The sequence below is a fragment of the Candidatus Darwinibacter acetoxidans genome (assembly GCF_041936445.1).
Lineage (GTDB): Bacteria > Bacillota > Limnochordia > Darwinibacteriales > Darwinibacteriaceae > DTU010.
Genome location: NZ_JBHGXH010000182.1, coordinates 21,275 through 42,304 on the forward strand (window position 1 = coordinate 21,275; position 21,030 = coordinate 42,304).

Annotated in this window: 19 protein-coding genes and 2 riboswitches; of the genes, 14 read left to right on the top strand and 5 right to left on the bottom strand. The window is 58.6% G+C overall.

The window, feature by feature from the left end; all coding sequences use genetic code 11:
* The first annotated feature begins 34 nt into the window (after positions 1–34).
* The gene (locus ACE4YL_RS06700; protein WP_461358276.1) at positions 35–742 is read left to right on the top strand and encodes a hypothetical protein; all 708 of its coding nucleotides are present in this window, start codon (positions 35–37) and stop codon (positions 740–742) included.
* A gap of 46 nt (positions 743–788) precedes the next feature.
* On the opposite strand, the gene ACE4YL_RS06705 is transcribed toward ACE4YL_RS06700, so the two are convergent.
* The 3 genes from ACE4YL_RS06705 to trkA all read right to left on the bottom strand — a co-directional run bounded on the left by ACE4YL_RS06705 (position 789) and on the right by trkA (position 5,639).
* On the bottom strand, positions 789–2,753 hold the full coding sequence (locus ACE4YL_RS06705) for a peptidoglycan D,D-transpeptidase FtsI family protein (protein WP_461358275.1): 1,965 nt from the start codon (positions 2,751–2,753) through the stop codon (positions 789–791).
* Positions 2,754–2,836: 83 nt separating this feature from the next.
* Positions 2,837–4,282: a TrkH family potassium uptake protein gene (locus tag ACE4YL_RS06710; protein WP_461358274.1), complete on the bottom strand. Its 1,446-nt coding sequence runs from the start codon at positions 4,280–4,282 to the stop codon at positions 2,837–2,839.
* On the bottom strand, positions 4,233–5,639 hold the full coding sequence (gene trkA / locus ACE4YL_RS06715) for a Trk system potassium transporter TrkA (RefSeq protein ID WP_461358273.1): 1,407 nt from the start codon (positions 5,637–5,639) through the stop codon (positions 4,233–4,235). The genes ACE4YL_RS06710 and trkA overlap by 50 nt, the downstream gene beginning before the upstream one ends.
* 122 nt (positions 5,640–5,761) lie before the next feature.
* Positions 5,762–5,897: riboswitch (cyclic di-AMP (ydaO/yuaA leader) on the top strand.
* Positions 5,898–5,994: 97 nt separating this feature from the next.
* On the opposite strand from trkA, the gene ACE4YL_RS06720 reads away from it, so the two are divergent.
* Positions 5,995–6,258, top strand: coding sequence for a Veg family protein (locus ACE4YL_RS06720; RefSeq protein WP_461358272.1), 264 nt, complete (start codon positions 5,995–5,997; stop codon positions 6,256–6,258).
* A 46-nt stretch (positions 6,259–6,304) separates the two neighbouring features.
* Here ACE4YL_RS06720 and ACE4YL_RS06725 read toward each other — a convergent pair whose 3' ends face one another.
* Positions 6,305–6,934, bottom strand: coding sequence for an HD domain-containing protein (locus ACE4YL_RS06725; protein ID WP_461358271.1), 630 nt, complete (start codon positions 6,932–6,934; stop codon positions 6,305–6,307).
* Positions 6,935–7,077: 143 nt separating this feature from the next.
* On the opposite strand from ACE4YL_RS06725, the gene ACE4YL_RS06730 reads away from it, so the two are divergent.
* The 11 genes from ACE4YL_RS06730 to ACE4YL_RS06780 all read left to right on the top strand — a co-directional run bounded on the left by ACE4YL_RS06730 (position 7,078) and on the right by ACE4YL_RS06780 (position 19,962).
* Complete coding sequence (locus tag ACE4YL_RS06730) at positions 7,078–7,314, top strand: FeoA family protein (RefSeq protein WP_461358270.1); 237 nt, start codon at positions 7,078–7,080, stop codon at positions 7,312–7,314.
* Entirely contained in the window at positions 7,311–9,161 is a 1,851-nt protein-coding gene (gene feoB, locus ACE4YL_RS06735) for a ferrous iron transporter B (protein ID WP_461360237.1), read from the top strand. The genes ACE4YL_RS06730 and feoB overlap by 4 nt, the downstream gene beginning before the upstream one ends.
* Before the next feature lie 224 nt (positions 9,162–9,385).
* On the top strand, positions 9,386–12,910 hold the full coding sequence (nifJ, locus tag ACE4YL_RS06740) for a pyruvate:ferredoxin (flavodoxin) oxidoreductase (RefSeq protein WP_461369414.1): 3,525 nt from the start codon (positions 9,386–9,388) through the stop codon (positions 12,908–12,910).
* A 247-nt stretch (positions 12,911–13,157) separates the two neighbouring features.
* Positions 13,158–14,258 (top strand): BTAD domain-containing putative transcriptional regulator, encoded by a 1,101-nt coding sequence (locus tag ACE4YL_RS06745; protein WP_461365042.1) that lies wholly within the window; start codon positions 13,158–13,160, stop codon positions 14,256–14,258.
* 358 nt (positions 14,259–14,616) lie between these two features.
* Positions 14,617–15,999: a hypothetical protein gene (locus ACE4YL_RS06750; RefSeq protein WP_461368706.1), complete on the top strand. Its 1,383-nt coding sequence runs from the start codon at positions 14,617–14,619 to the stop codon at positions 15,997–15,999.
* A 91-nt stretch (positions 16,000–16,090) separates the two neighbouring features.
* A complete protein-coding gene (locus tag ACE4YL_RS06755) occupies positions 16,091–16,687 on the top strand; it encodes a hypothetical protein (RefSeq protein ID WP_461364097.1) in 597 nt (198 codons plus the stop codon).
* 31 nt (positions 16,688–16,718) lie between these two features.
* On the top strand, positions 16,719–17,429 hold the full coding sequence (locus tag ACE4YL_RS06760) for a hypothetical protein (protein ID WP_461364098.1): 711 nt from the start codon (positions 16,719–16,721) through the stop codon (positions 17,427–17,429).
* 17 nt (positions 17,430–17,446) lie between these two features.
* Positions 17,447–17,971 (top strand): hypothetical protein, encoded by a 525-nt coding sequence (locus ACE4YL_RS06765; protein WP_461364099.1) that lies wholly within the window; start codon positions 17,447–17,449, stop codon positions 17,969–17,971.
* 15 nt (positions 17,972–17,986) lie between these two features.
* Positions 17,987–18,409: a hypothetical protein gene (locus tag ACE4YL_RS06770; RefSeq protein ID WP_461365056.1), complete on the top strand. Its 423-nt coding sequence runs from the start codon at positions 17,987–17,989 to the stop codon at positions 18,407–18,409.
* A 32-nt stretch (positions 18,410–18,441) separates the two neighbouring features.
* A complete protein-coding gene (locus tag ACE4YL_RS06775; RefSeq protein WP_461364101.1) occupies positions 18,442–19,239 on the top strand; it encodes a CsgG/HfaB family protein in 798 nt (265 codons plus the stop codon).
* Between the two features lie 139 nt (positions 19,240–19,378).
* Positions 19,379–19,456: riboswitch (cyclic di-GMP riboswitch) on the top strand.
* Positions 19,457–19,467: 11 nt separating this feature from the next.
* Complete coding sequence (locus tag ACE4YL_RS06780; RefSeq protein WP_461364102.1) at positions 19,468–19,962, top strand: hypothetical protein; 495 nt, start codon at positions 19,468–19,470, stop codon at positions 19,960–19,962.
* Positions 19,963–20,060: 98 nt separating this feature from the next.
* On the opposite strand, the gene ACE4YL_RS06785 is transcribed toward ACE4YL_RS06780, so the two are convergent.
* On the bottom strand, positions 20,061–20,663 hold the full coding sequence (locus ACE4YL_RS06785) for a cell wall hydrolase (protein WP_461364103.1): 603 nt from the start codon (positions 20,661–20,663) through the stop codon (positions 20,061–20,063).
* 136 nt (positions 20,664–20,799) lie between these two features.
* Between ACE4YL_RS06785 and ACE4YL_RS06790 the strand changes: the two genes are divergently transcribed.
* Positions 20,800–21,030, top strand: a 231-nt coding sequence (locus tag ACE4YL_RS06790) for a phosphorylase family protein (RefSeq protein WP_461364104.1), incomplete at its 3' end; no start/stop codon positions are given.

The window sequence follows — 21,030 nt, forward strand, 5'->3', positions numbered from 1 at the left end:
GAGGGCAGGACTACATTAAGAAAAGGAGAGAAAAATGAAAGCGCGTTTTGCTGTCTTGGTTGTGCTGCTCGTTCTGCTGACAGCTCTGAGCAGCAGTGCCAAGACCACAAGCGAATTGACGGAAATCGCACAGAAGTTCGCCGGGGCGCTGGAGGCCCGGCAGCTACCCGAGCTGGAGGTGCTGTTCGCGGATAGCATCGTCTTCGATCCAGGAAAGGCAGAGTATCTGGCGGAAAACACGCAGGAGGTCACAGTCTTCATCATTCAGTGGCTGGATGACCCGGATCCTGCGAAACTGAATGCTGAGTTCTACGACCGGTTCCAAGCTGAGCTGCAGGAAATGGCCGGCAGGTACCAGCAGGACCCAGCTGATCCGGCAATCGAGCAGTTGGCCTCGCTGGTGGCCGAAAAATGGGTGATCGCCTATTACTTCCACTGCATCACCGGGCAAGATCTGGCGTTAACTCTGCAGTTAGCCCAAGGACTCCCTTACTCCGACAGGGGAATCGAGATCCCCAAAGAGCTCCTGGCCGCCTACTACGCCCATGGCACCACCCTCGGGTACACCTACGAACTGACAGGTGCAGACGAGCCCTTCGAAGAAAACGAGAAGTGGTATGTTCAGCTCCACGTGCAGGAGTACCTGGAGGGAGAACCCACCGAGCCTTGGGACTTCGTTCTCGGCTTCACCGCAACCGAAGGGGGATGGCTGATCGACCTGTTCCGCATCGTTCCAGAGTAACAAGGGCTCGCGCTGAGCCTTTAGGTTCGCCTTACCTGCCCCGCTCTTACTGGGCCAGTCTGCTGAGGAACTCCCGCACCAGGGGTGCCGCAGCCTGGCCCCCAACTCCTCCTTCTTCCACTAGAAGCGCGAAGGCGATCTTCTCACCGGAAGGCAGCTCCGTATGACCGGCAAACCAGGCGTGGGAATCGCTCCCCACCACCTCCGCGGTGCCCGTCTTGCCGTAGACAGTGAGCCCCGCCACCTGGGCCTGCGTCCCCGTGCCCTCCAGAACCACATCCCGCAGCATGGCATTGACCATTTCCACGGTCTCGGGCTCTAACACCGGCTCTTCGTCCACCGGTTCTCCTTCACCCACAACCAGATGGATGGGGGGTACGCGGCCGCCGTTGGCAAAGACGGCAAAAAGCTGGGCCATGTGCAGGGGAGTGAGCAGCACCTGATCCTGGCCAATGGCCGACCAGGCCAGCGCCACCCGGCTGCGACCGGGCGTTCCCACCTGGCCGCTGGACATGGGCAGCCCCAGACGGTAGGTTTCGTTCAGTTTGAGCCTGTGGAAATACTCCTCGAGCTTGGGTGCGCCCAGATCCAAACCCACCCGGGCCACGGTGGTGTTGATGGATTCCACCAGAGCGTCGTGGAGGGTATGCTCCCCGAAAACCTGCCCCTGGAAGTTGCGGACGATGTTGCCCTGGACCACAAGCTCCCCCGAATCCGTGAAGGTGCTGGACGGTTCCAGCAGACCCTCGTTGAGGGCAGCGGCCACGGTGAGCACTTTAAACGTGGATCCGGGAGGATACAGCCCCTGGAGGGCCCGGTTGAACATGGGACGCTTCGGATCGGAGCTCAGCTCCTGCCACCGGCGGGCGCTGATGCCCCCGATGAACTCGTTAGGATCATAGCTGGGTGTGGAAGCCAGGGCCAAAACTGCACCGGTCTCTGCGTTGAGCACCACCAAGGCGCCTGTGCGTTCACCAAGAACGGAATAGGCCAGCTCCTGCAGGGAGCGGTCTAGTGTGAGCTGCAGGTCAGCCCCCTGCTGCACCTTCTTTTCCCGCAGCAGCACAGGTGTGCCGTCCTCCAGCTCCACATAGAAGCGGTGGCCCGGGCGCCCCCGCAGGGAATCATCCCTGCTGCTTTCCAAGCCGGCTCTGCCGGTGATTTCCCCGCTCACATATTCCCTCTCCGGATAAGCCTCCAGCATCTCTGGGGTCACTTCGCCCAGGTAACCTGTTACGTGCCCGGTCGTGGCTCCTTCGGGATAGGCCCTGGCCTCGATGCGGCGGAAGAACACGCCGGGGATGGGCCGCAGCACGGGGTCAACCCTGCGGTACTCCTCCTCGGAAACGGTGATCAAGGGGACAAACCAGTGGCCCTGCACACCTGGGGCCTCGTACTGCCTGCGCACATACTCGGGATTCAGCCCCAGTTCCGCCTGGAGCGTGCCAAAGAGCCATTCCGGAGCGGTAATGCGATCGGGCTGCACCCCGATGGTGACCATGCTGCCTTCTCCAGCCAGAATCTGGCCTGTGCTGTCCAGGATCCTGCCCCTGCTCGGTTCCACCCTGGCCCTGAAGTAGCCCACCCCGAGGCCGTAATCGGGCAGGGGCAGGTTGTCCTGCCACTTAACCTGCCAAGGGGCGAAGATATGCTCCCGCTGGAGAATGAGGCTGCCCTGAACCTCCAGGGGTTCGAAGAGCCGGCTGGCATAGCGCAGGTCGAAGCTGAACAGCGCTTCCCTGCTGTTCTTGGAAAGCAGCTCCAGCTCCACCAGCTCCACTTCACTCAAGGCAAAGGCTTCCCCGAACTCACCGAAGGCCCGGTTCAGCTCCTCCTCCGTGGGATGTGCATCGCCTGTGAAGTAACCCTCCAGGCCAGATAGGTCCTGGGCTGTCACCTGCTCCAGAAAGGCCTTGGCCGTCTGGGCGGGATCCCGCTGCAGGTAGTACCAGAAAACCAAGCCCACCGCGGCGAGGGCCACCACCACAACCACCACAAGCGTCTTTTTCATAGCGTTCCCCTCCATAGTGTTGGCTGAAAGTCGGGTCCCCTAGACTTTTCGCAAAACGCCCCCCGTTCCTGGCCTAGGCTTGTCTACTCCCTCCAGAACCTGGGACTCAAGGCCGCGAGCATGGTGAAGAGCTCCAAGCGCCCTAGAAGCATGAGGAAGGAAAGAAAAAGTTTGCCCGGGGAGCTGAAGCTGGCAAAACTGCCCCGGGGGCCCACTGCACCCAAGCCCACACCGACATTGCCCAAAGTGGCGGCAACCGCGCCCATGGAACTGAGCAGATCCAGTCCCTCCAGGCTGATCACCAGGAAACCCAAGGCAAAGACTGCGGCGTACAGCAGCAGAAAACCCACCACCCCCTGCACCACCTCCGGGGGCATCACCCGTCCGCCGATCACCACAGGCTTGGCCGCCCGGGGATGGAGCACCCGGGAGAGCTCCCGCTTCACCACCTTGGCCGCCACCAGCAGGCGCACCACCTTCACCGAACCAGAGGTAGAACCGGCGCTGGCGCCCACAAACATGAGTGTAAAGAGAATTCCTTTGCTGAAAGAGGGCCACAGGTCAAAATCCACCGTGGAGTAGCCTGTAGTGGTCATCACCGAGCCCACCTGGAACCAGGCCTGCTTCAGCGCTTCGCCGATACTGCCGTAGACCGGCCCGTAGAGGTTGAGGGCCACGGTCAGTACGCTCAGGGCCATGATCGCGACGTACCAGCGCAGTTCCGCATTGCCCAAGGCCTGCCTCCAGCGGCCCTTGGCCAGATCGTAGTACAAAGAGAAGTTCACCCCTGCCAAAAACATGGCGGCCGCCAGGAGCACAATCAGCGGGCTGTTGGCGCTCCAGCGGGCCAGGCTGTCGCTGTACAGACCGAAACCACCGGTACTCACGGTGCCAAAGGCCAGGACAAAGCTTTCAAACCAAGGAACGCCGGCAGCCCGTACCCCCAGAAGGATCGCGGCCGTCAGCACTCCGTAGATGGTGTAGAGGATTTTGCTGGTGGCTGCGATTCGGGGCGTGAATTTGTCGGGGGAAGGGCCCGGGCTTTCCGCCTTGAATACCTGAAAGCCTACTACCCCTAGGATGGGCAAAATTGCCAGAGTTAATACAAGAATGCCCATACCCCCCAACCAGTGGAGCAGAGAACGCCAGAACAAAACCCCTTTAGGCAGCCCCTCAACGTCCCGAAGCACGGAGGCGCCTGTTGTGGTAAGGCCTGAGACCGCCTCAAAAAAGGCGTCAACCAGGAAAGCGGATCCAGACAGCACGAAAGGCAGGGCCGCGAAAAAGGAGACCACAACCCAGCCTATGGTCACGATGAGGATGGCTTCCCTGGCCTTCAGCCGCGGCGATGAAGAAGGAATATTGGAGAGGAAGAGCCCCGTCAAACCCAGGATACCCATGGAAAGCAAAAAGCCAATCACGGCACTCCGTTCCTGGTAGTACAGGGAGATGCCCAGGGGAAAAACCATTGCTGCCCCCTCAATCAGCAGAAGGTTTCCCAGCACCCTTGCGACCAGTCCAAAGTTCATGGCCCAGCCCCTTTCGTTTCGGATAGAAGAGCTTGTTCAGGGCAGGGAGCTCCCTGTGCAAGCAGAAGGCAATCACCCGGTCCTGCCCTTGGAGGACAGAATCACCTTTGGGGATGAACACCTGCCCCCGCCGGACAACAGCACCCAAGATCACGCCCTGGGGAATGCGGGCTTCCGACAGCTTCCTGCCGATGATGGGCGCCCCCGGAGGCACCACCATTTCCAAAACCTCCGCCTGCCCCCCAAACATGAGGGACAGGGAAGCGATCTGCCCCCCCTGGATAAAGCGCACCAGTTCGCCCGCGGAAATGAGCACAGGGTTCACCGCCCGGTCGATACCCAGCTGCTCAATGATGGGGACGAAATTGGAGCGGCTCACCTTAGCCACCACTTTCGGCACTCCCTGCTGTTTCCCCAGGAGGGCCAGCATGAGGTTTTCTTCATCGTGGCCGGTGAAGGAAACCAAAGCGTCCATCTCCGCCAGGTTTTCATCCTGGAGCAGATCCAGATCGGTCCCATCGCCGCAGATCACCAAGGCACCCGGGAGCTGGGCCGCCAGGTAGTTGCAGCGCTCCTCATCCTGCTCAATGATCTTCACGCTGAGGCCGCTGGCCAAAAGCCGGCCGGCCAGATAGAAGGCGGCCTTGCCTCCCCCCAGGATCATTACCTTTTTGGCCACATGCCGCTGCCCCAAGGCCCCGTGGCCCCGGATCAGCGCGGTCACCGCCTCCCGGCGGCCGATGAGCTGAAGCAGGTCATCGCTTTCTACCCGGGTAGCCCCGGAAGGGATGAGCACCTCACCATCGCGGTAGATGGCCACAACCAGCATGTCCCGGAACACATCGGCTTCCGCCAGGGTTTTCCCCACCACTTCCGGCAGGCCCTGGGCGGGCACTTCGAACAGTCCCACCCGGCCTCCGGCGAAGGATTCCAGGTGGGAAGTGTAGCCCCGCAGCAGATAGCGGGCCACTTCATTGGCGGTATCCAGTTCCGGATTGGTGATAAAGTCAATGGCCAGCTGCTCCTTGAAAAAGTCGATCTGCCCCGCGTACTCGGGATGGCGCACCCTAGCCGCGACCCGGGGACAGCCCAGCTTTTTCGCGGTAAGGCAGATGAGCACATTGATCTCGTCGCTGCTGGTCACCGCGACCACCAGATCCTTTTTCCCGGCCCCCACCTCCTGCAGGAGCTGCAGTTGGGCGCCGTTGCCGGTGACGGCCAGCACATCCAGGCGGTTCACCGCCCTTTGGAGGGCCTGTTCCTCCACATCCACCACGGTGATGTTGTGCTCCCCGCTGGATAGGGTTTCAGCTAATTTGTAGCCCAGTTTGCCCATGCCCACGATTAAGATATCCACACTCTCGCCTCCCCAGCTTTTAACCCGCGCTTAACCCCGGTTTAAAGCATCAACCTTGACATATTCCTAAGTATTGTGCTATATTATAAATGCGCCGTTTTGTAACTACAATTACATACGGAACGCTGATATCTCCGAATATCATTTTTCAATGACAGCGGGGGACCCAATTTCTGGGGTGAATCCTGGTTCTTAGGAAGGGCAACTTGGGTGCCCTAACCCGTCAGCTAACCTCGTAGGAGTACTCCAAGCGTGTGACGACCAGCGGTCGTTCATGCGCTTTTTTTGACCGCTTGCTGCTGTGATGCTTGTCACTTAGCACCGGGCGGAAAACTTCCTGGAAGGGGTTGAGAACATGGGTGTGCAAAAGCCTACCACCATCGAAGAGATCCGCAGTTACCTGGAGTCAAATCTGGGTAAGAAGATCTTCATCCGGGCCAACCAGGGACGCCGCCGCTACTTAGAGTCTGAGGGAGTCTTGGCAGAAACCTATCCCAAACTGTTTGTAGTTCATCTCGACCAATCCAATGCAGTCCGCCGCCGTTCTTATACCTATGCCGACGTCCTTACTGATACAGTGCAAATCACCATCGATCCTCAGAGCGCCAATTCCCGCTAACTTGCGGCAACGACGCTATATCCTCCCTCTCAAAGGGCCAAGGATTTCAATCCTTGGCCTTTTTGTGTTCCAAAATCAGCTCTCCTCTGCCTTCCCGCCGGAAGCGCTCCACAAATTGGCGCACAAACCGATCCTTTTCATCGAAAAACTCCACTGATTGCGGGAAGTTCAAAAGGGCGCGTACCTTGGTTATCTGCTCACCGTACTTCTCGGCGTAAAACTCCCAGGAGCGCTCCATACCCCAGCCGGAAAGCGCACAGTACTGGAAGTTCAGCCAGATCTCCAGGCTGCCGTAGTGATCCAGAATATCGGCATCCTGCACCAGCTGCACATAGTGGGGGTAGTCCCGCTGCTTGCGGAGGGTGTGGCCCTGTACGATTTCCACAATCTGCTCCAGCTCCCGGGGGGAGCAGTGCTCCTTCAGCATCTCCCGGGCAATGAGCGCGCCGTACTCCCAATGGGGCTCCAGGCCTTTGCCCACATCGTGGAACCAGCCCCCCACCAAGATCACCTGATCATAGCTCTCATCTCCTGGGCAGATGAGCTCCCTGAGCTGCAGGGCAATGGCAGCCACCCGCTGGCCGTGGTAGTAGATAAAGCCCTTCTCCCGCTGGGGATGGGTAATCCGCTCGCCCATGCTCTGCCAGGCAAGTTCTTTGATTGCTGCTAGATCCATGAACCTCTGCTCCTTACCGGTCATTATGCCCTATCAATTCTCGTTTCCAAGTCAAATCCCTGTTTCCCCTTGGCTTGGCGCTGGCACCAAAGCACCGCCGGTTCATACTCTAGTAGAGTGAATCGTGGAGGGGAAGTGGTGCCGTGACTTTAGCCGATCTAGCCCCCGGCCGTTGGGGAACTGTGCACAGCCTCCGGGCCCAGGGAATCCTCAGGCAGAGGCTGCTGGATTTGGGTCTGGTACCGGGCACCCCGGTCCAACTGCAGTTTGTGGATCGCGGCGGCACCCTGGCCGCCTACTATGTACGGGGAGCCGTTCTTGCCCTGCGCCGGAGCACTGCGGAGCAGGTGCTGGTCAGCCCGCAGGGGGAGTTGCTATGAACTTCGACTGCCTCATTGCCCTGGCCGGCAATCCCAATACGGGTAAAAGCACCATCTTCAACGCCCTGACCGGCCTCAAGCAGCACACGGGCAACTGGCCCGGTAAGACCGTGCTCTTGAAAGAAGGAAGCTTTCGCCATCAGGGCTGCACCTGCCGGGTGCTGGACCTGCCCGGTACTTATTCCCTCACCGCTTCCTCCCCAGAAGAGGAAGTGGCCAGGGATTTCATCCTTTCGGGCCAACCCGATGCGGTCGTGGTGGTGGCCGATGCCACCTGCTTGGAACGGAATCTCCACCTGGTACTGCAGGTTGTGCAGCTCACAGCGCGGGTGGTGCTCTGTGTGAACCTCATGGATGAAGCCAGAAGGCGCAGGCTGCAGCTGGATCTGCCTAAGCTCGAAGAGGAGCTGGGGATTCCCGTGATCCCCACCACCGCCACCACCGGTGAAGGCCTGGAAGCCTTGAAAGATGCGGCTATCCGGGTGGCCCTGGGACAGCTGCGGCCCCGGCCGACCCCGGTGCCCCAGACTGCCGGGGAGCCCGCGACCCTGCTCTACCGCCGGGCGGAGGAAATCGCCTCCCTGGTGGTGCGGGGGCAAACCCGGCCTGGAGCTGATCTCACCGCCCGTTTGGACCGCCTGATCATCTCGCCCACTTGGGGGCTCTTCCTCATGCTGGCCCTGTTGGCCGGGGTGTTTTGGCTCACCATCGTGGGTGCCGGCTATCCTTCGCAGCTCCTGGCGGGGATCCTGTTTCAGGGAGAGAGTGCCCTGGGCCGGCTGCTGCAGACCCTGGGCGTGCCGGCTTGGCTGCACGATCCCCTGGTGTTGGGCATGTACCGGGGCCTGGCCTGGGTCATCTCCGTGATGCTGCCGCCCATGGCCATCTTTTTTCCCCTGTTCACGCTCCTGGAGGATTTCGGCCTTTTGCCCCGCATCGCCTTCAACCTGGACCGCTTCTTTCAAAGATCCGGTGCCCACGGCAAGCAGGCCCTGACCATGGCCATGGGCTTTGGCTGCAACGCGGCTGGCATTGTTGCCGCCCGCATCATCGATTCACCTCGCGAGCGTCTGGTGGCCATTTTGACCAACAACTTCGTGCCGTGCAACGGGCGCCTCCCCATGCTGATCCTCATGGGCACCATAACCGCCTCCGCCGTGCTGCCCGGGCCGGCGGGGGGTCTAGGGGCAGCCGCGATTGTGCTCGCCGCCATGGCGCTGGGTGTCCTGGCCACCTTCGCGGCCTCCAAGCTTCTCACCGCCACCGTGCTCCGGGGGGAGCCCTCCTTTTTCATCTTGGAGCTGCCCCCCTACCGCCGTCCCCGGGTAGGTACGGTCCTGGTCCGATCCTTTCTCGATCGCACCTTAGCTGTGCTCTGGCGGGCTGTGGTGGTGGCAGCCCCCTGCGGCCTGCTCACCTGGGTTCTGGCCAATGTGAGCGCGGGCGGGAGCACGCTCCTGGCCAGGCTGGCCGGCTGGCTGAACCCTCTGGGCCGGGCCATGGGTCTGGACGGCATGATCCTCCTGGGCTTTATTCTTGGCCTGCCGGCCAATGAGATAGTTGTCCCCATCATCTTCATGGGTTACCTCTCCGCGCAGGCCCTTTTAGAGGTGCAGGATCTCGGGGCCATCCAGAGCATTTTGACCGCCAACGGCTGGACATGGCTCACCGCCCTGAATTTCCTGCTCTTTGCCATCTTCCACTGGCCCTGCGCCACCACCCTGCTCACCATCAAAAAGGAAGTGGGGAGCCTGCGCTGGACCCTCCTTTCCGCCCTGCTCCCCACCGTATTCGGCCTGGCTCTCTGCACCCTCCTTACGACAATCGTAAAGTTGTGGGCAATGTGACTGAATTCAGACGCAGGCTTTCCCCCTGCCTGATTTGACTGCTCCTTACATTAAGTATATAATTTGTGAAGGAATCCCAGGACCAATGGAGAACTGAATGGGAGGAAAAACGCCTGACCTTGTGACCGCCATCACATGACCTTTCCACGCCCCACGGTGGCCAAGGGTGAGCACTTGGTGCCGCAGGCTTTATTATCATATTTATGAGGGGGAATTATAAGCTTATGCGCAAGATGACCGTCAATGGGAACTTCGCAGCTGCCCACGTGGCCTACGCCTTCAGTGACGTAGCCGCGATTTATCCCATTACTCCATCATCGGACATGGGCGAATTCTGTGACGAATGGGCCGCCCATGGCAAAAAGAACATCTTCGGACAGCCTGTACGTGTCGTGGAGATGCAGTCTGAAGCAGGAGCAGCGGGAGCTGTCCACGGTTCACTGGTGGGAGGAGCACTGACCTCCACCTTCACCGCTTCCCAAGGGCTTCTGCTCATGATCCCCAACATGTACAAGATCGCTGGGGAACTTCTGCCCGGAGTATTCCACGTTTCCGCCCGTACGGTGGCTACCCATGCCCTGTCCATCTTTGGCGACCATTCTGACGTGATGGCCGCCAGGCAGACCGGTTTTGCCATGCTGTCCTCCGGTTCTGTCCAGGAAGTGATGGACCTGGCTCTGGTGGCGCATCTCGCCGCCATCAAGAGCAGCGTTCCCTTCCTCCACTTCTTCGACGGTTTCAGAACTTCCCACGAGTACCAGAAGATCGACGTCATCGATTACGAAGAGATGGCCAAGCTGGTGGATATGGAAGCCGTGGCTGCTTTCCGGGCCCGGGGCATCAACTCTGAGCACCCTGAGCTGCGGGGAACCGCCCAAAATCCGGACATCTTCTTCCAGAACCGGGAAGCTGCCAACCCCTACTATTTGGCTGTCCCCAAGCACGTTATTGAGGCCATGAACCAGGTGGGCGAGCTCACCGGCCGCCATTACAAACCCTTCGATTATGTAGGTCCCGAAGATGCTGAGCACATCGTCGTCTCCATGGGTTCCAGCACCGAGACCATCGAAGAGACGGTGAAGTATCTCAACGCGCGCGGCGCCAAGCTGGGTCTGGTTAAGGTCCGCCTCTACAGGCCTTTCTCCACTGAACACTTTATTCAGGTTATCCCCGAGTCGGTCAAGCGCATCGCAGTCCTCGACCGCACCAAAGAGCCCGGTGCCCTGGGCGAGCCTCTCTACTTGGATGTTGTGGGCGCGCTCACCGAGGCTGGACGCACCGACATTGAGGTTGTGGGCGGGCGCTACGGCCTGAGCTCCAAGGAGTTCACGCCCTCCATGGTCAAGGCTGTCTTCGACAACCTGGCCCTCAACGAGCCCAAGAACCACTTCACCGTGGGCATCACCGATGATGTGACCTACACCTCCCTGCCCATCAGGGAAGAGCTGAACATCGCTCCCCAGGATCTGATCAGCTGCAAGTTCTACGGCTTTGGTTCCGACGGTACCGTTGGCGCCAACCAGAACAGCATCAAGATCATCGGTGACCATACGGACATGTACGCGCAGGGTTACTACGAGTACGACTCCAAGAAATCCGGCGGCCTGACCATTTCCCACCTGCGCTTCGGCAAGAGCCCGATTAAGGCTCCCTATCTGGTCCGCCAGGCTGACTTTATTGCCTGCCACAAGCCCTCCTATGTGAAGATCTACGATCTCCTGGACGGCATCAAAGAAGGCGGCGTTTTCCTGCTCAACTCTCCCTGGACCGTGGAAGAGATGGAAAAGGAACTGCCTGCCTCCCTGCGGCGCACCATTGCCCAGAAGAAGCTGCGCTTCTACAACATCGATGCTGTGAAGATCGCCCAGGAAATCGGCTTAGGCGGCAGGATCAACACCATCTTGCAGACCGCGTTCTTCCAGATTGCCAACGTAATCCCGCCCGAAGATGCCATCAGGTACATCAAGGAAGCTATCTACAACACCTACGGCGACAAGGGCGAAAAGGTCGTGCAGATGAACTACGCGGCCGTGGACAAGGCTGTTGAGCATCTGGTCAAGATCGACTACCCCGCCAGCTGGGCAGAGGCCCAGGACGAAGCAGCGGCGGCCGCGGAATCCGTACCCGAGTTTGTGGAAAAGGTGGTCCGGCCCGTCCAGTCCCTCAAGGGCAACGAGCTGCCGGTCAGCGCCTTTACGGCCGACGGCATCATGCCCACCGGCACCACCGCCTACGAAAAGCGGGGTATTGCCATCGACGTGCCCAAGTGGATTCCTGAAAACTGCATCCAGTGCAACCAGTGCTCCTTCGTCTGCCCCCATGCGGTGATCCGGCCGTTCCTGGCCACAGATGAAGATCTGGAAAAGGCACCGGAGTCCTTTATCACCCTCAAGGCCGTGGGCAAGGATCTCCAGGGACTGCACTACCGCATCCAGATCTCTCCTCTGGACTGCACGGGCTGCGGCAACTGCGCCCAGGTCTGCCCGGCCAAGGAAAAGGCCCTGGTCATGGAGCCTCTGGCCGAACACGCCGAAGTGCAGCATGAGAACTGGACCTTCGCCATGGGCCTGCCTAACCGCGGTGCCCATATCCCGGCCAACAACGTGAAGGGCAGCCAGTTCAGGCAGCCGCTCTTCGAGTTCTCCGGAGCCTGTGCCGGCTGCGGCGAGACCGCCTACATCAAGCTGGCCACCCAGCTCTTCGGCGACAGGATGGTCATCGCCAACGCCACGGGCTGCTCCTCCATCTACGGCGGCAGCGCCCCCACCTGCCCGTACACCTTTAACGAGGACGGGCATGGACCGAGCTGGGCCAACTCCCTCTTCGAAGACAATGCGGAGTTCGGCTACGGCATGAACCTGGCCCTGGGCGCCCGCAGAAGCCAGCTGGCTGAGCTGATGGAAGGGCTGCTGGAGCAGGACATCCCGGCTGAGTTGAAGGAAGCCTTCCGGCTTTGGATGGACAACATCAACGATCCCGAGATCACCAAAGAGACGGCGGCCCGGATCAGGGAGCTCCTCCCCGCGGCCATCGCAGCAGCCTCCGGCGATTTGAAAGAAGTGCTGGAAGCTATCGAAGCTAACAGCGATATTCTGGTGAAGAAGTCCGTCTGGATCATCGGCGGCGACGGCTGGGCCTACGACATCGGCTTCGGCGGCCTGGACCATGTTCTGGCCTCCGGCGAAGATGTGAACGTGCTGGTTTTGGACACCGAGGTCTACTCCAACACCGGCGGTCAGGCCTCCAAGTCCACGCCCACCGGGGCCGTGGCCAAGTTCGCCACCGGCGGCAAGCCCACCCGCAAGAAGGATCTGGGCCTGATGGCCATGTCCTACGGCTATGTGTACGTGGCCACGGTGGCCATGGGCGCCAACCGCAATCAGCTGCTCAAGGCCATGATCGAGGCGGAGAGCTACAACGGTCCGTCCCTGATCATCGCCTACGCTCCGTGTATCAACCACGGTATCGATATGAGCCAGAGCGTGGAAGAGAGCAAGCGGGCTGTGGAATGCGGCTACTGGAACCTCTACCGCTACGACCCACGCAGGGAAGCGGAAGGCCAGAACCCGTTCCAGCTTGATTCCAAGGAGCCCGATTACGACAAGTTCCGGGCATACCTCCAGAGTCAAGTGCGCTATGCCCGTCTGGCCCGCCAGTTCCCGGACAGGGCCCAGGAGCTCTTCCAGCAGGCGGAAGACGATGTGCGCCGCCGGTACCAGCTCTACAAGCGCCTGGCCGAGCAAAGCTAAAGCCATAACGGATCAAAGCAGCAGTCCTCGAGGGCTGCCGCTTTTTTACACAAATGCTTAGTAACTTACCAAGGATTTTCGCTGGGCTTGGAGAATTAACTGCATTAGTGCGCCGGAGCGGAGTGAATTCGCAAATCCAATGGGTAAAGGGTTGATGGCTATGAACACTAATGGCGTGTGTCGTGCTGAAATCGGTCTTTTAGGGCCCTTCTCACTGCGAATCGACGGCCGGCAGGTAGAAGCGGATGTGTGGAAGTCAAAGAAAGCCCTAACCCTGCTGAAATACTTGGCCAGCAGGCACGGGCAGCGGGTGTCCAGCGATGTCCTCATCGAGCTTTTGTGGCCTGATCAGGTCAATGTGGATATTCAGAGAAACTTACATACCGCAGTGTGGTTTGTGCGGCGGATCCTGCTTTCCAAAGATGGTTCCAACGCTGAGTCTCCCCTGCGCTATTCCCACGGTTCCTACTGGCTGGAGTTGGAGAGGGGCTGTGTGGACATTGATCCGTTTGAGTTTCACGTGCGCAAAGCGCGGGAACTTGAGCACAGCAATATGGAAATGGCCCTGTTCCACTGTGAGGCAGCCTTGGCGCTCTACAGGGATGACTTCCTCTGCGATGATCTTTACGAAGAATGGACCATCCCCCACCGGGAGGAGTACCGGGAGCTCTATTTTCAAGTGGTGGTCAGATGCGCCGAACTGCTCATCAACCAGCGGGGCGATTACCAGGCAGCGGCCAACCTCAGCCGCGCCGCCTTGAAAAAGGATCCCTTCCGGGAAGAGCTCTATCAAACCGCGCTCAAGGCCCTCATCCTCGACCAACGGTTTGTTAAGGCCATGAACCTTTACAAGCGGTACGTGCAGATGCTCAAGGATGAGTTCGGCCTGGAGCCCAGTCCCGCGATGAGCGATCTGATCGCCAACATGAAGGAGCGCCTGACAGAGGCCAGCTCACCTGCTCAAGGTTCCGATGGCGCTTACGTGTGTTCCCGCTCCGTGCTCCAGTCCTTCTTTGAAACGGAGCAAAGGAGGCTGATGCGCACCGGAGAACACTTTTCGGTTCTGGTAATCGGCAATAACGGGGCCTCAGAACAGCAGTTTCTCCAGGCTTTTGTCCTGCTCCAGAGCCTGCTCAGGCATTCCGATATGATCTGCCGCTACGCCCCCACCATGATCGTAATTTTCCTGCCCGCCACCGGAGCCCTAGGGGCGCAGATCGTGTCCGTTAAAGCCAGGCAGGCCATGGAGCACAAGTTTGGTGCCGAGCCGCCCTTTACGTTCCTGACTTTGAGCAGTGAGGATCTGGAATCCATGCAGAGGGAGTGGTCCGCTTTAGACAGTAAGTAAATACAAGCCCGGCAAGCGGTGTCCAACACCCTTGGGAGCAAAAAGTCTCCCAAGGGTGTTTTTTTGAGTGTTTTTTGAGCCCAGTTCGAGGCATTTTTAAGCGCCGCCCTTAGAATTAGAGTCAAACAGTACCCGCGACCTAGGCAACAGCGTTTTAAGGAGGTGAGGGCCCGGGGGAACAAGGTTTCATCCATATGACGGCTGACGGAGTGGGTCTTCAATTACAACCTCTTTGGAAGCGAGGACCTGCCACCCTTTAACTGGTCACCAATGGGGCGGCAGCGAGCTAGGGTGAAACCGGCCAAAGGAGGACATCCAAACCAACAGGATTTCCAAAACCAAAGAGGAGGGTTTTTCTGTGAAAAAACTATTAGTGTTGACTCTGGTATTAGTCTTGGGATTGAGCTCCTTTGCCTTCGCAGCGGACAATGAAGCCGAGGCTGTGCAGACCGGCGACTTCAACGAGGCGCACATCACTCAAGATGGTTCCCTGCTTTACTCGGAGGTTCTGCAGACCGGCGATGAAAACTTCGCCCTAATTGAGCAGGACGGAGAAGGCAGCGAAGCGATTGTGGTCCAGTCTGGTGACCTCAATGAGGCGTTTGTCACCCAAGACGCCGACGATTCTTCCGCCCGCAGCATCCAGCTCGGCGAAGGGAACGTACTTAGCGTGGTGCAGGATGGCGAAGACCACAGCTCGGGCATCGTCCAGAGCGGTGAGGGCAACTTCGCCCTGGTCGAACAGTCCGGCGATGGGGAATCCGCCGCTGTAGGCCAGGTGGGCGATGCCAACGCAGCCTACGTTGAACAGAGCGGCCGCAACGATGAGGCCGAAATCCAGCAGCGGGGCACCGGCAACCTAGCGGAGATAACCCAGGTAGGATTCGGCTTACTGTTCAGGGGCTACAACGATGCTGACATTTATCAGGAAGGCGCCGACAACGCCGCCTACGTACTGCAGTTTGACACCGGCATCCTCTTCAGCGGCTTTAACACTGCCACCATCTCCCAGGTCGGCGATGGCAGCAGGGCCGTGATCACCCAGTCCAGCCCTGGCCTGATCGGCCGTGGGTTCAACGAAGCCGAGATTGATCAGGTTGGTGATCTCCACGAAGCTTCCATCCTCCAGAGTGGCATTGCCAACTACTCCCTGGTTCTGCAGCGGGTAGAAGGCAACTGGACCGCAGTGGAACAGAGAGGCTTCATGAACTCCGCCTTTGCCTATCAGTATGATAGTTATGATGAGATCAGCATCTACCAGGACGGCGATGGGAACACCGCCACCGTTACTCAAGGCGATCACGTGGATTCCGATGGTTTCATGGAAGCTTGGGTGGTCCAGGATGGAGATGGCAACCTGGCTGAAGTCATCCAGCTCAGGGGCGACGCCCATGCGTCCGTTGAGCAGTTCGGTAATTACAATGAAGCCTACCAGACCCAAGATAACTTCACTGGCGAAGGCCTTGCCTGGGCCGTGATTGAGCAGGACGGCCGCGGCAACTACGCCTTGCAGACCCAAACCTCCGGCAGCGGCCTGGAAGGTTACATCTACCAGACCGGCCGCGACAATGTGGCCACCCAGACCCAGAGCAACGCCTGGAGCCTGAGCCCGGTACCCAGTTACGCCCTCACCACCCAGACAGGCAATGAGAACGAGGGCCACATCGTCCAGACCAGCCAGAGCGCCATGGCCATTATTACCCAAACTGGCAACAACAACCTGGCCACTATTAACCAGTAGGCCCAGCGGTTGAGAGTAATAAAGGCGAAGAAGGCTTCTTCTTCGCCTTTCCCCCTACCCTCAGCAAGGGCTGATTGAAGGAGGCTTATCCATGGGCAGCACAAGCAGCATGGTGAAAACTTGGTTCGCAGCTTTATTGGTGATGCTCAGCATCGTGGGCGCAACTCCCAGCCTGGTCTTTGCTCAAGAGGGCTCGGAAGCCTACATCTACCAAACGGGCGATTTCAATCAAGGGACCATCCACCAGCAGGCCAGCTTAAGCTGGGCCCAGATCTACCAGCTGGGCAGCGACAACGAAGCCTACACCTATCAAAGCGGTGAGAGCAACTGGACACTGCAGGCCCAGATAGGTTCAACTAACCGTGCCTGGGCAGGGCTGGCGGGCAGCAGTAACTCGGTGCTCCAGACTCAGTTGGGCGACGGCAACCTGCTTTTCGCCTGGCAGTCCGGCAGCAACAATGTCCTGATCCAAAACCAGATCGGCAGCGACAATGCAGCCGCTGCCTGGATCACAGGCAGCAGCAACTCCGTGACCCAAATCCAGCTGGGCACAGCCCATGTCTCACGGGTCGCGGTCTTCGGCACAGCCAACAACGTCCATCACATCCAGTTCGGGTACAACTCGGTGCTGGAACTGATGCACATTGGCGACAACGCCACAATCAGCGCCGTCCGCTTTGGTTATTAATCTGAAGTCTCAAAGTGGGAAGGAGATTATCGTGAGGAAAGTCCCGGGTATGCTGGTCTTTGTCTTTACAGCAGCGGTTCTGCTCACCACTTCCCTGCTTGGCTTCGCGCAAGGAATCGGTACAGTAACCCAGGTCGGACTGGAGAACTTTGTGTATGTGTATCAAGAAGTACTCAGTGAAGTGATCATCCTGCAGCTCGGCGACAGAAACGAAGCTTCCATGGAGCAGTTCGGTGCAGAGCACATCGCCGGTCTCTCCCAGATCGGCAACGAGAACACCATGGAGATCTGGCAGCTGGGTCAAAGGGATCTGGTCCTGGCAGTGCAGGGCGGTGCTGGAAACGAGGGATCAATCAGCCAGATGCACTCTTCGGCCGGAACCTCTAGCGGCGGGGTATCGGACAACGATGCCTTCACCTACCAGGGTGGGCTGTTCAACAGGCTGAACGTGCTGCAGGTGGGAGATGACAACACCACTTCCATTTATCAGATTGACAACAACAACGAGGTCTTTGTGGTGCAGGAACAGTTTCCCCTCGGTGCCGGCAGAAATGCGGCCCTCATAGTCCAGGCCGGCGTCAATAACTGGGCTTCCGCCCTGCAGCTCGGAGCCCAGCAGATGCTCCGCAGCATGCAGTTCGGTAATGACAACAGCAGCACCATCAGTCAAACCGGCAGCGGAAACCGCACTTCTGTGCTGCAGGACGGCAGCGGTAATGTGTTCAGCGCTGCCCAAAGCTAGTAGAAAGGAGAGTCCCTATGAAAATAAGGAGTGTCTCAGCAGCTGTACTGCTCCTAGTATTGGCCTTGGGCAGCGTCCCAGTACTCGCCAACGGGCTGGGCAGCCAAGGAATCGAGCAGGACAGGATCGATCTCTTCCTCGCTTCCCAAAGGCTTTTAGATGAAGAACGCAGACCGCCCCACATGAAAGTGGGTATGGTGGTCACCACCTTGGGTACAAGCAGTGAGGTTAACGTGGGAGCCCGCGTCGAAACCGCCCTGGGCCAGCAGCGCTATGCGAGCTTGGTTACGGAAATCATCTATCTGAAAGGGGAAAACGGCCTAGCTGGATTTGCTTCCATCAAGGTTGTACCCTTGCCTGACCTGGCCGTGCCCGTATACATAGGTGCTGGGGCAGGTTATGCCGATGGCTTTCGTTACCAGGTCTTCGCAGGGTTTGAGTTCGCTAAAAACTTCTTTGCAGAGGCCAGATACGTTAATCTTCCCGGCGGAATCGCCGGCCGGGGCCTGCACCTGGCCGCCGGCGTACAGTTTCTCTTCTAGAGGAGGTTGAAAACAGTGAAACGACTTGTTCTTTTGGGCCTTGTGGCAGTGCTCTTGCTGGGCGTAAGCACGCAAGCACTGGCCACCTACACCATGACTTGGGGATTCCAGCTGCTCAACAACCCCAATGCGCGCCAAGTGGCCCTGAACGTGGCCCAGGCGCAGGAGGAGTTGAGCAGGGTAACGGAAGAGCAGAGCGGACTGGATCGCTTTAAGGAAAGCCTGGACCGCATGGTCATGAGTAAAGCCATCCGTGACATTGTCTATTACGAGCCGGACGGGGGAGAATTCTACGGGTTCATCCCGGTTGACGATGGCTGGATCTACTATGAGTGGGACGATGTGAGCCAATCCATGAAGATCTACCACTACGCCAACGGCAGCTGGACCGAGATCTCCATCGATACTGGCAGTCAGCCGGCTCCTCCAAGCTTCTAACGCACGGAGCCCAAGTGTAAAGGAGGGATAACATGGAATTTATCATGATCGGGATCATGACTTTGGCGTTGTTGTTTGGAGGCATGTCCGGAGCCAAAACCACCCCCCCACCCACCGAGATCGAAGTGGCCCAGGCTATGGAGCAGGTTCTGCAGGCTCCCGAGTCCATACTTCTATCGGAGGCGAATGTGACCACGGCAAGCCAGCTTCTCGCGGCGCTTCCTGAGCCTAAAGAGAAGATTCCCGTGGCCATCTACGCCATTACGGACACCACCGGACAACTTAAGGCCGATGGTGGGGCCGCATCCACAGTGGTCTCCCAGGGAACCACAGAAATGCTCATCACCGCCCTGCAGAGGTCGCGCCAGTTTGCCGTTTTGGACCGGGCCCGCTTTGCCGACCTGATTAACGAGCAGAACCTGGTCACCAGCAACAGGATTAAGCCGGGGGAAGGACCGGTTCCCGGCCAGCTCACCGGAGCCAGGTATATGATCAGCGGGTCCATTACCGAATACCAAGTGAGCAAGGAAACAGGCGGCATAGGGCTGATCATAGCCGGCAAAGGGGGTACCAAAGAGTATGCCCGGGCCACAGTGGCCCTTGATCTGCGGGTGACGGACCTGACCAGCGGCGAGGTAGTCTGGGCAGAAAGCCTGCGGGGAGAAGTGATTGGTGAGAAGGTCGGTGTCCAGCTCTTCTCCTTCCTCGGGAAGAATATTGTGGAATTTGAGACTGGTCAAGGAAAACAGCAAGTGATAAACTTAGTTGTGAGGACATTATTAGAAGAAGCTGTCTTCAAACTAGTGCAGTCTAAAGTACTTACCAACTAGCAAATCCCGCGGCATTCCGCAGCCGCACCCAACACTGCTCTCGGAGTGGTAAGGGTCTAGCCAGGCTTACCGTGCTCCAGAGTCCAAGAACGATCCGCAAACACATTTGAGAGACAGTAGAATGAAGATTCTTCTTTCCCTCAGATAAAGGTAAACCCATCGTGAGGTGGGGACACAAAGCCACGGGTCTAAGTAATTAGATAGCCGGGTTGCCAAGGAGGAAAACGAATGAGGCAAAAAATGGCGTTGTTTGTATTGGTGTTGTTGGTGGCGGGGCTGCTCGGCAGTGCACAAGCACAGGCCCAGGAGCTCCAGCCCATGACACCTATGGATTTGGAGACCTGGTTCACCACCTTTTTCCAGGTCCCCGAAGATGAAATAGAGCCCTTTGCGAACCTAGCGTTCGTCTACCAGGAAGGTAATGACAATAGTTCCGAGCAGATTCAGCAAGGCGAGAACAATCGGGCCTATGTCTACCAATACGGTGAAGGAAACTATGTTCAGCAGTGGCAGAATGGCTGGGGAAACTGGGCGGGTGCCTATCAGGTGGGCAACCGCAACAACGCGGTTATTCATCAAGTAGGCACCAGCAACTGGGCGGGCACCTACCAGCTTGGCGATGCCAATACAGCCAGGATCGAACAGAGCGGCTCCAGCTTCACCGCTCTGGTCACCCAGATTGGCCATGGCAATTCTGCGGTGATCATCCAAGGAAGCAAGTAATTTCTTGGTTTAAAGCAAACCAAGCAGGCGCGGTAAGCCAAGTGGGTGGTCCTTACCCACGAGGGGAGGTCAAGATCCTGTGATCTTGACCTCTTTTCCTAAGCAAAAACGTGGTTGCCGATCTGCAGCTTCACCTGCCTGGTCCAGACCCAGCTGGAAGCGGGCACTTTGCGGGGATTCCAAAAAAAGAGGGCTCCATTGGTGGGATCCGCTCCCCCCCACGCTTCCAGCACCGCAAGATAGGCCAAATTGTTGGGGATTTGGTTGATGGAGCCGTTGGCCACCGGCTCAAACTGGCCGGGTTGGTACACTGCCCCCGCCACGCTGTTGGGAAACTCGGGGTGCCGCACCCGGTTCAGCAGCACCGCGGCCACCGCTACCTGCCCCTCAAAGGGTTCACCCCGGGCTTCTGCATAGACCAGCCGGGCCAAAAGCGCGATATCCGCCAGATCCTGCTGGGTATAGCTGCCCTCGGGCAGGGGAAATCCCCCTTCCAGGGAAGGCAAAGTGGCGGTGGGAACAACAGGCTCGGGCTCTGCCTCCCCGTTTTCCCCCGTTGTGGGTATGCTCAGCTCTTGGCCGGGATAGATCACATCGCCGGCAAGCCCGTTGGCCGCCCGGAGCTCTTCTAGGGTCACCCCGTACAAAAGGCTGATGCTCCACAGGGTTTCACCGGCCTGCACCGTATGCTTGAGGGACATCTCTTTTCCTCCTTGTGCAGTTTGCTGTTGGTACAGCATATGCACCGGGGCCTGACAGGCACCCCCACCGGTGAAGGAAGAACGGCCCATTTGTCAAAGTATAGTCTGTAAATCGAGTTTTCAGGAGGAGATGACCATGACCACACCGCACAACGCGGCTAAACCAGGAGAGATCGCCAAGACCGTCTTAATGGCCGGGGATCCCCTGCGGGCAAAATTCGTTGCCGAAACCTACTTGGAAGATATAAAATGTTATAATGAAATCCGGGGCATGTTGGGCTTTACGGGACTGTATAAAGGCAAGCCCGTTTCGGTACAGGGGCACGGCATGGGCATGCCGTCCATCGGCATTTACACCTACGAACTG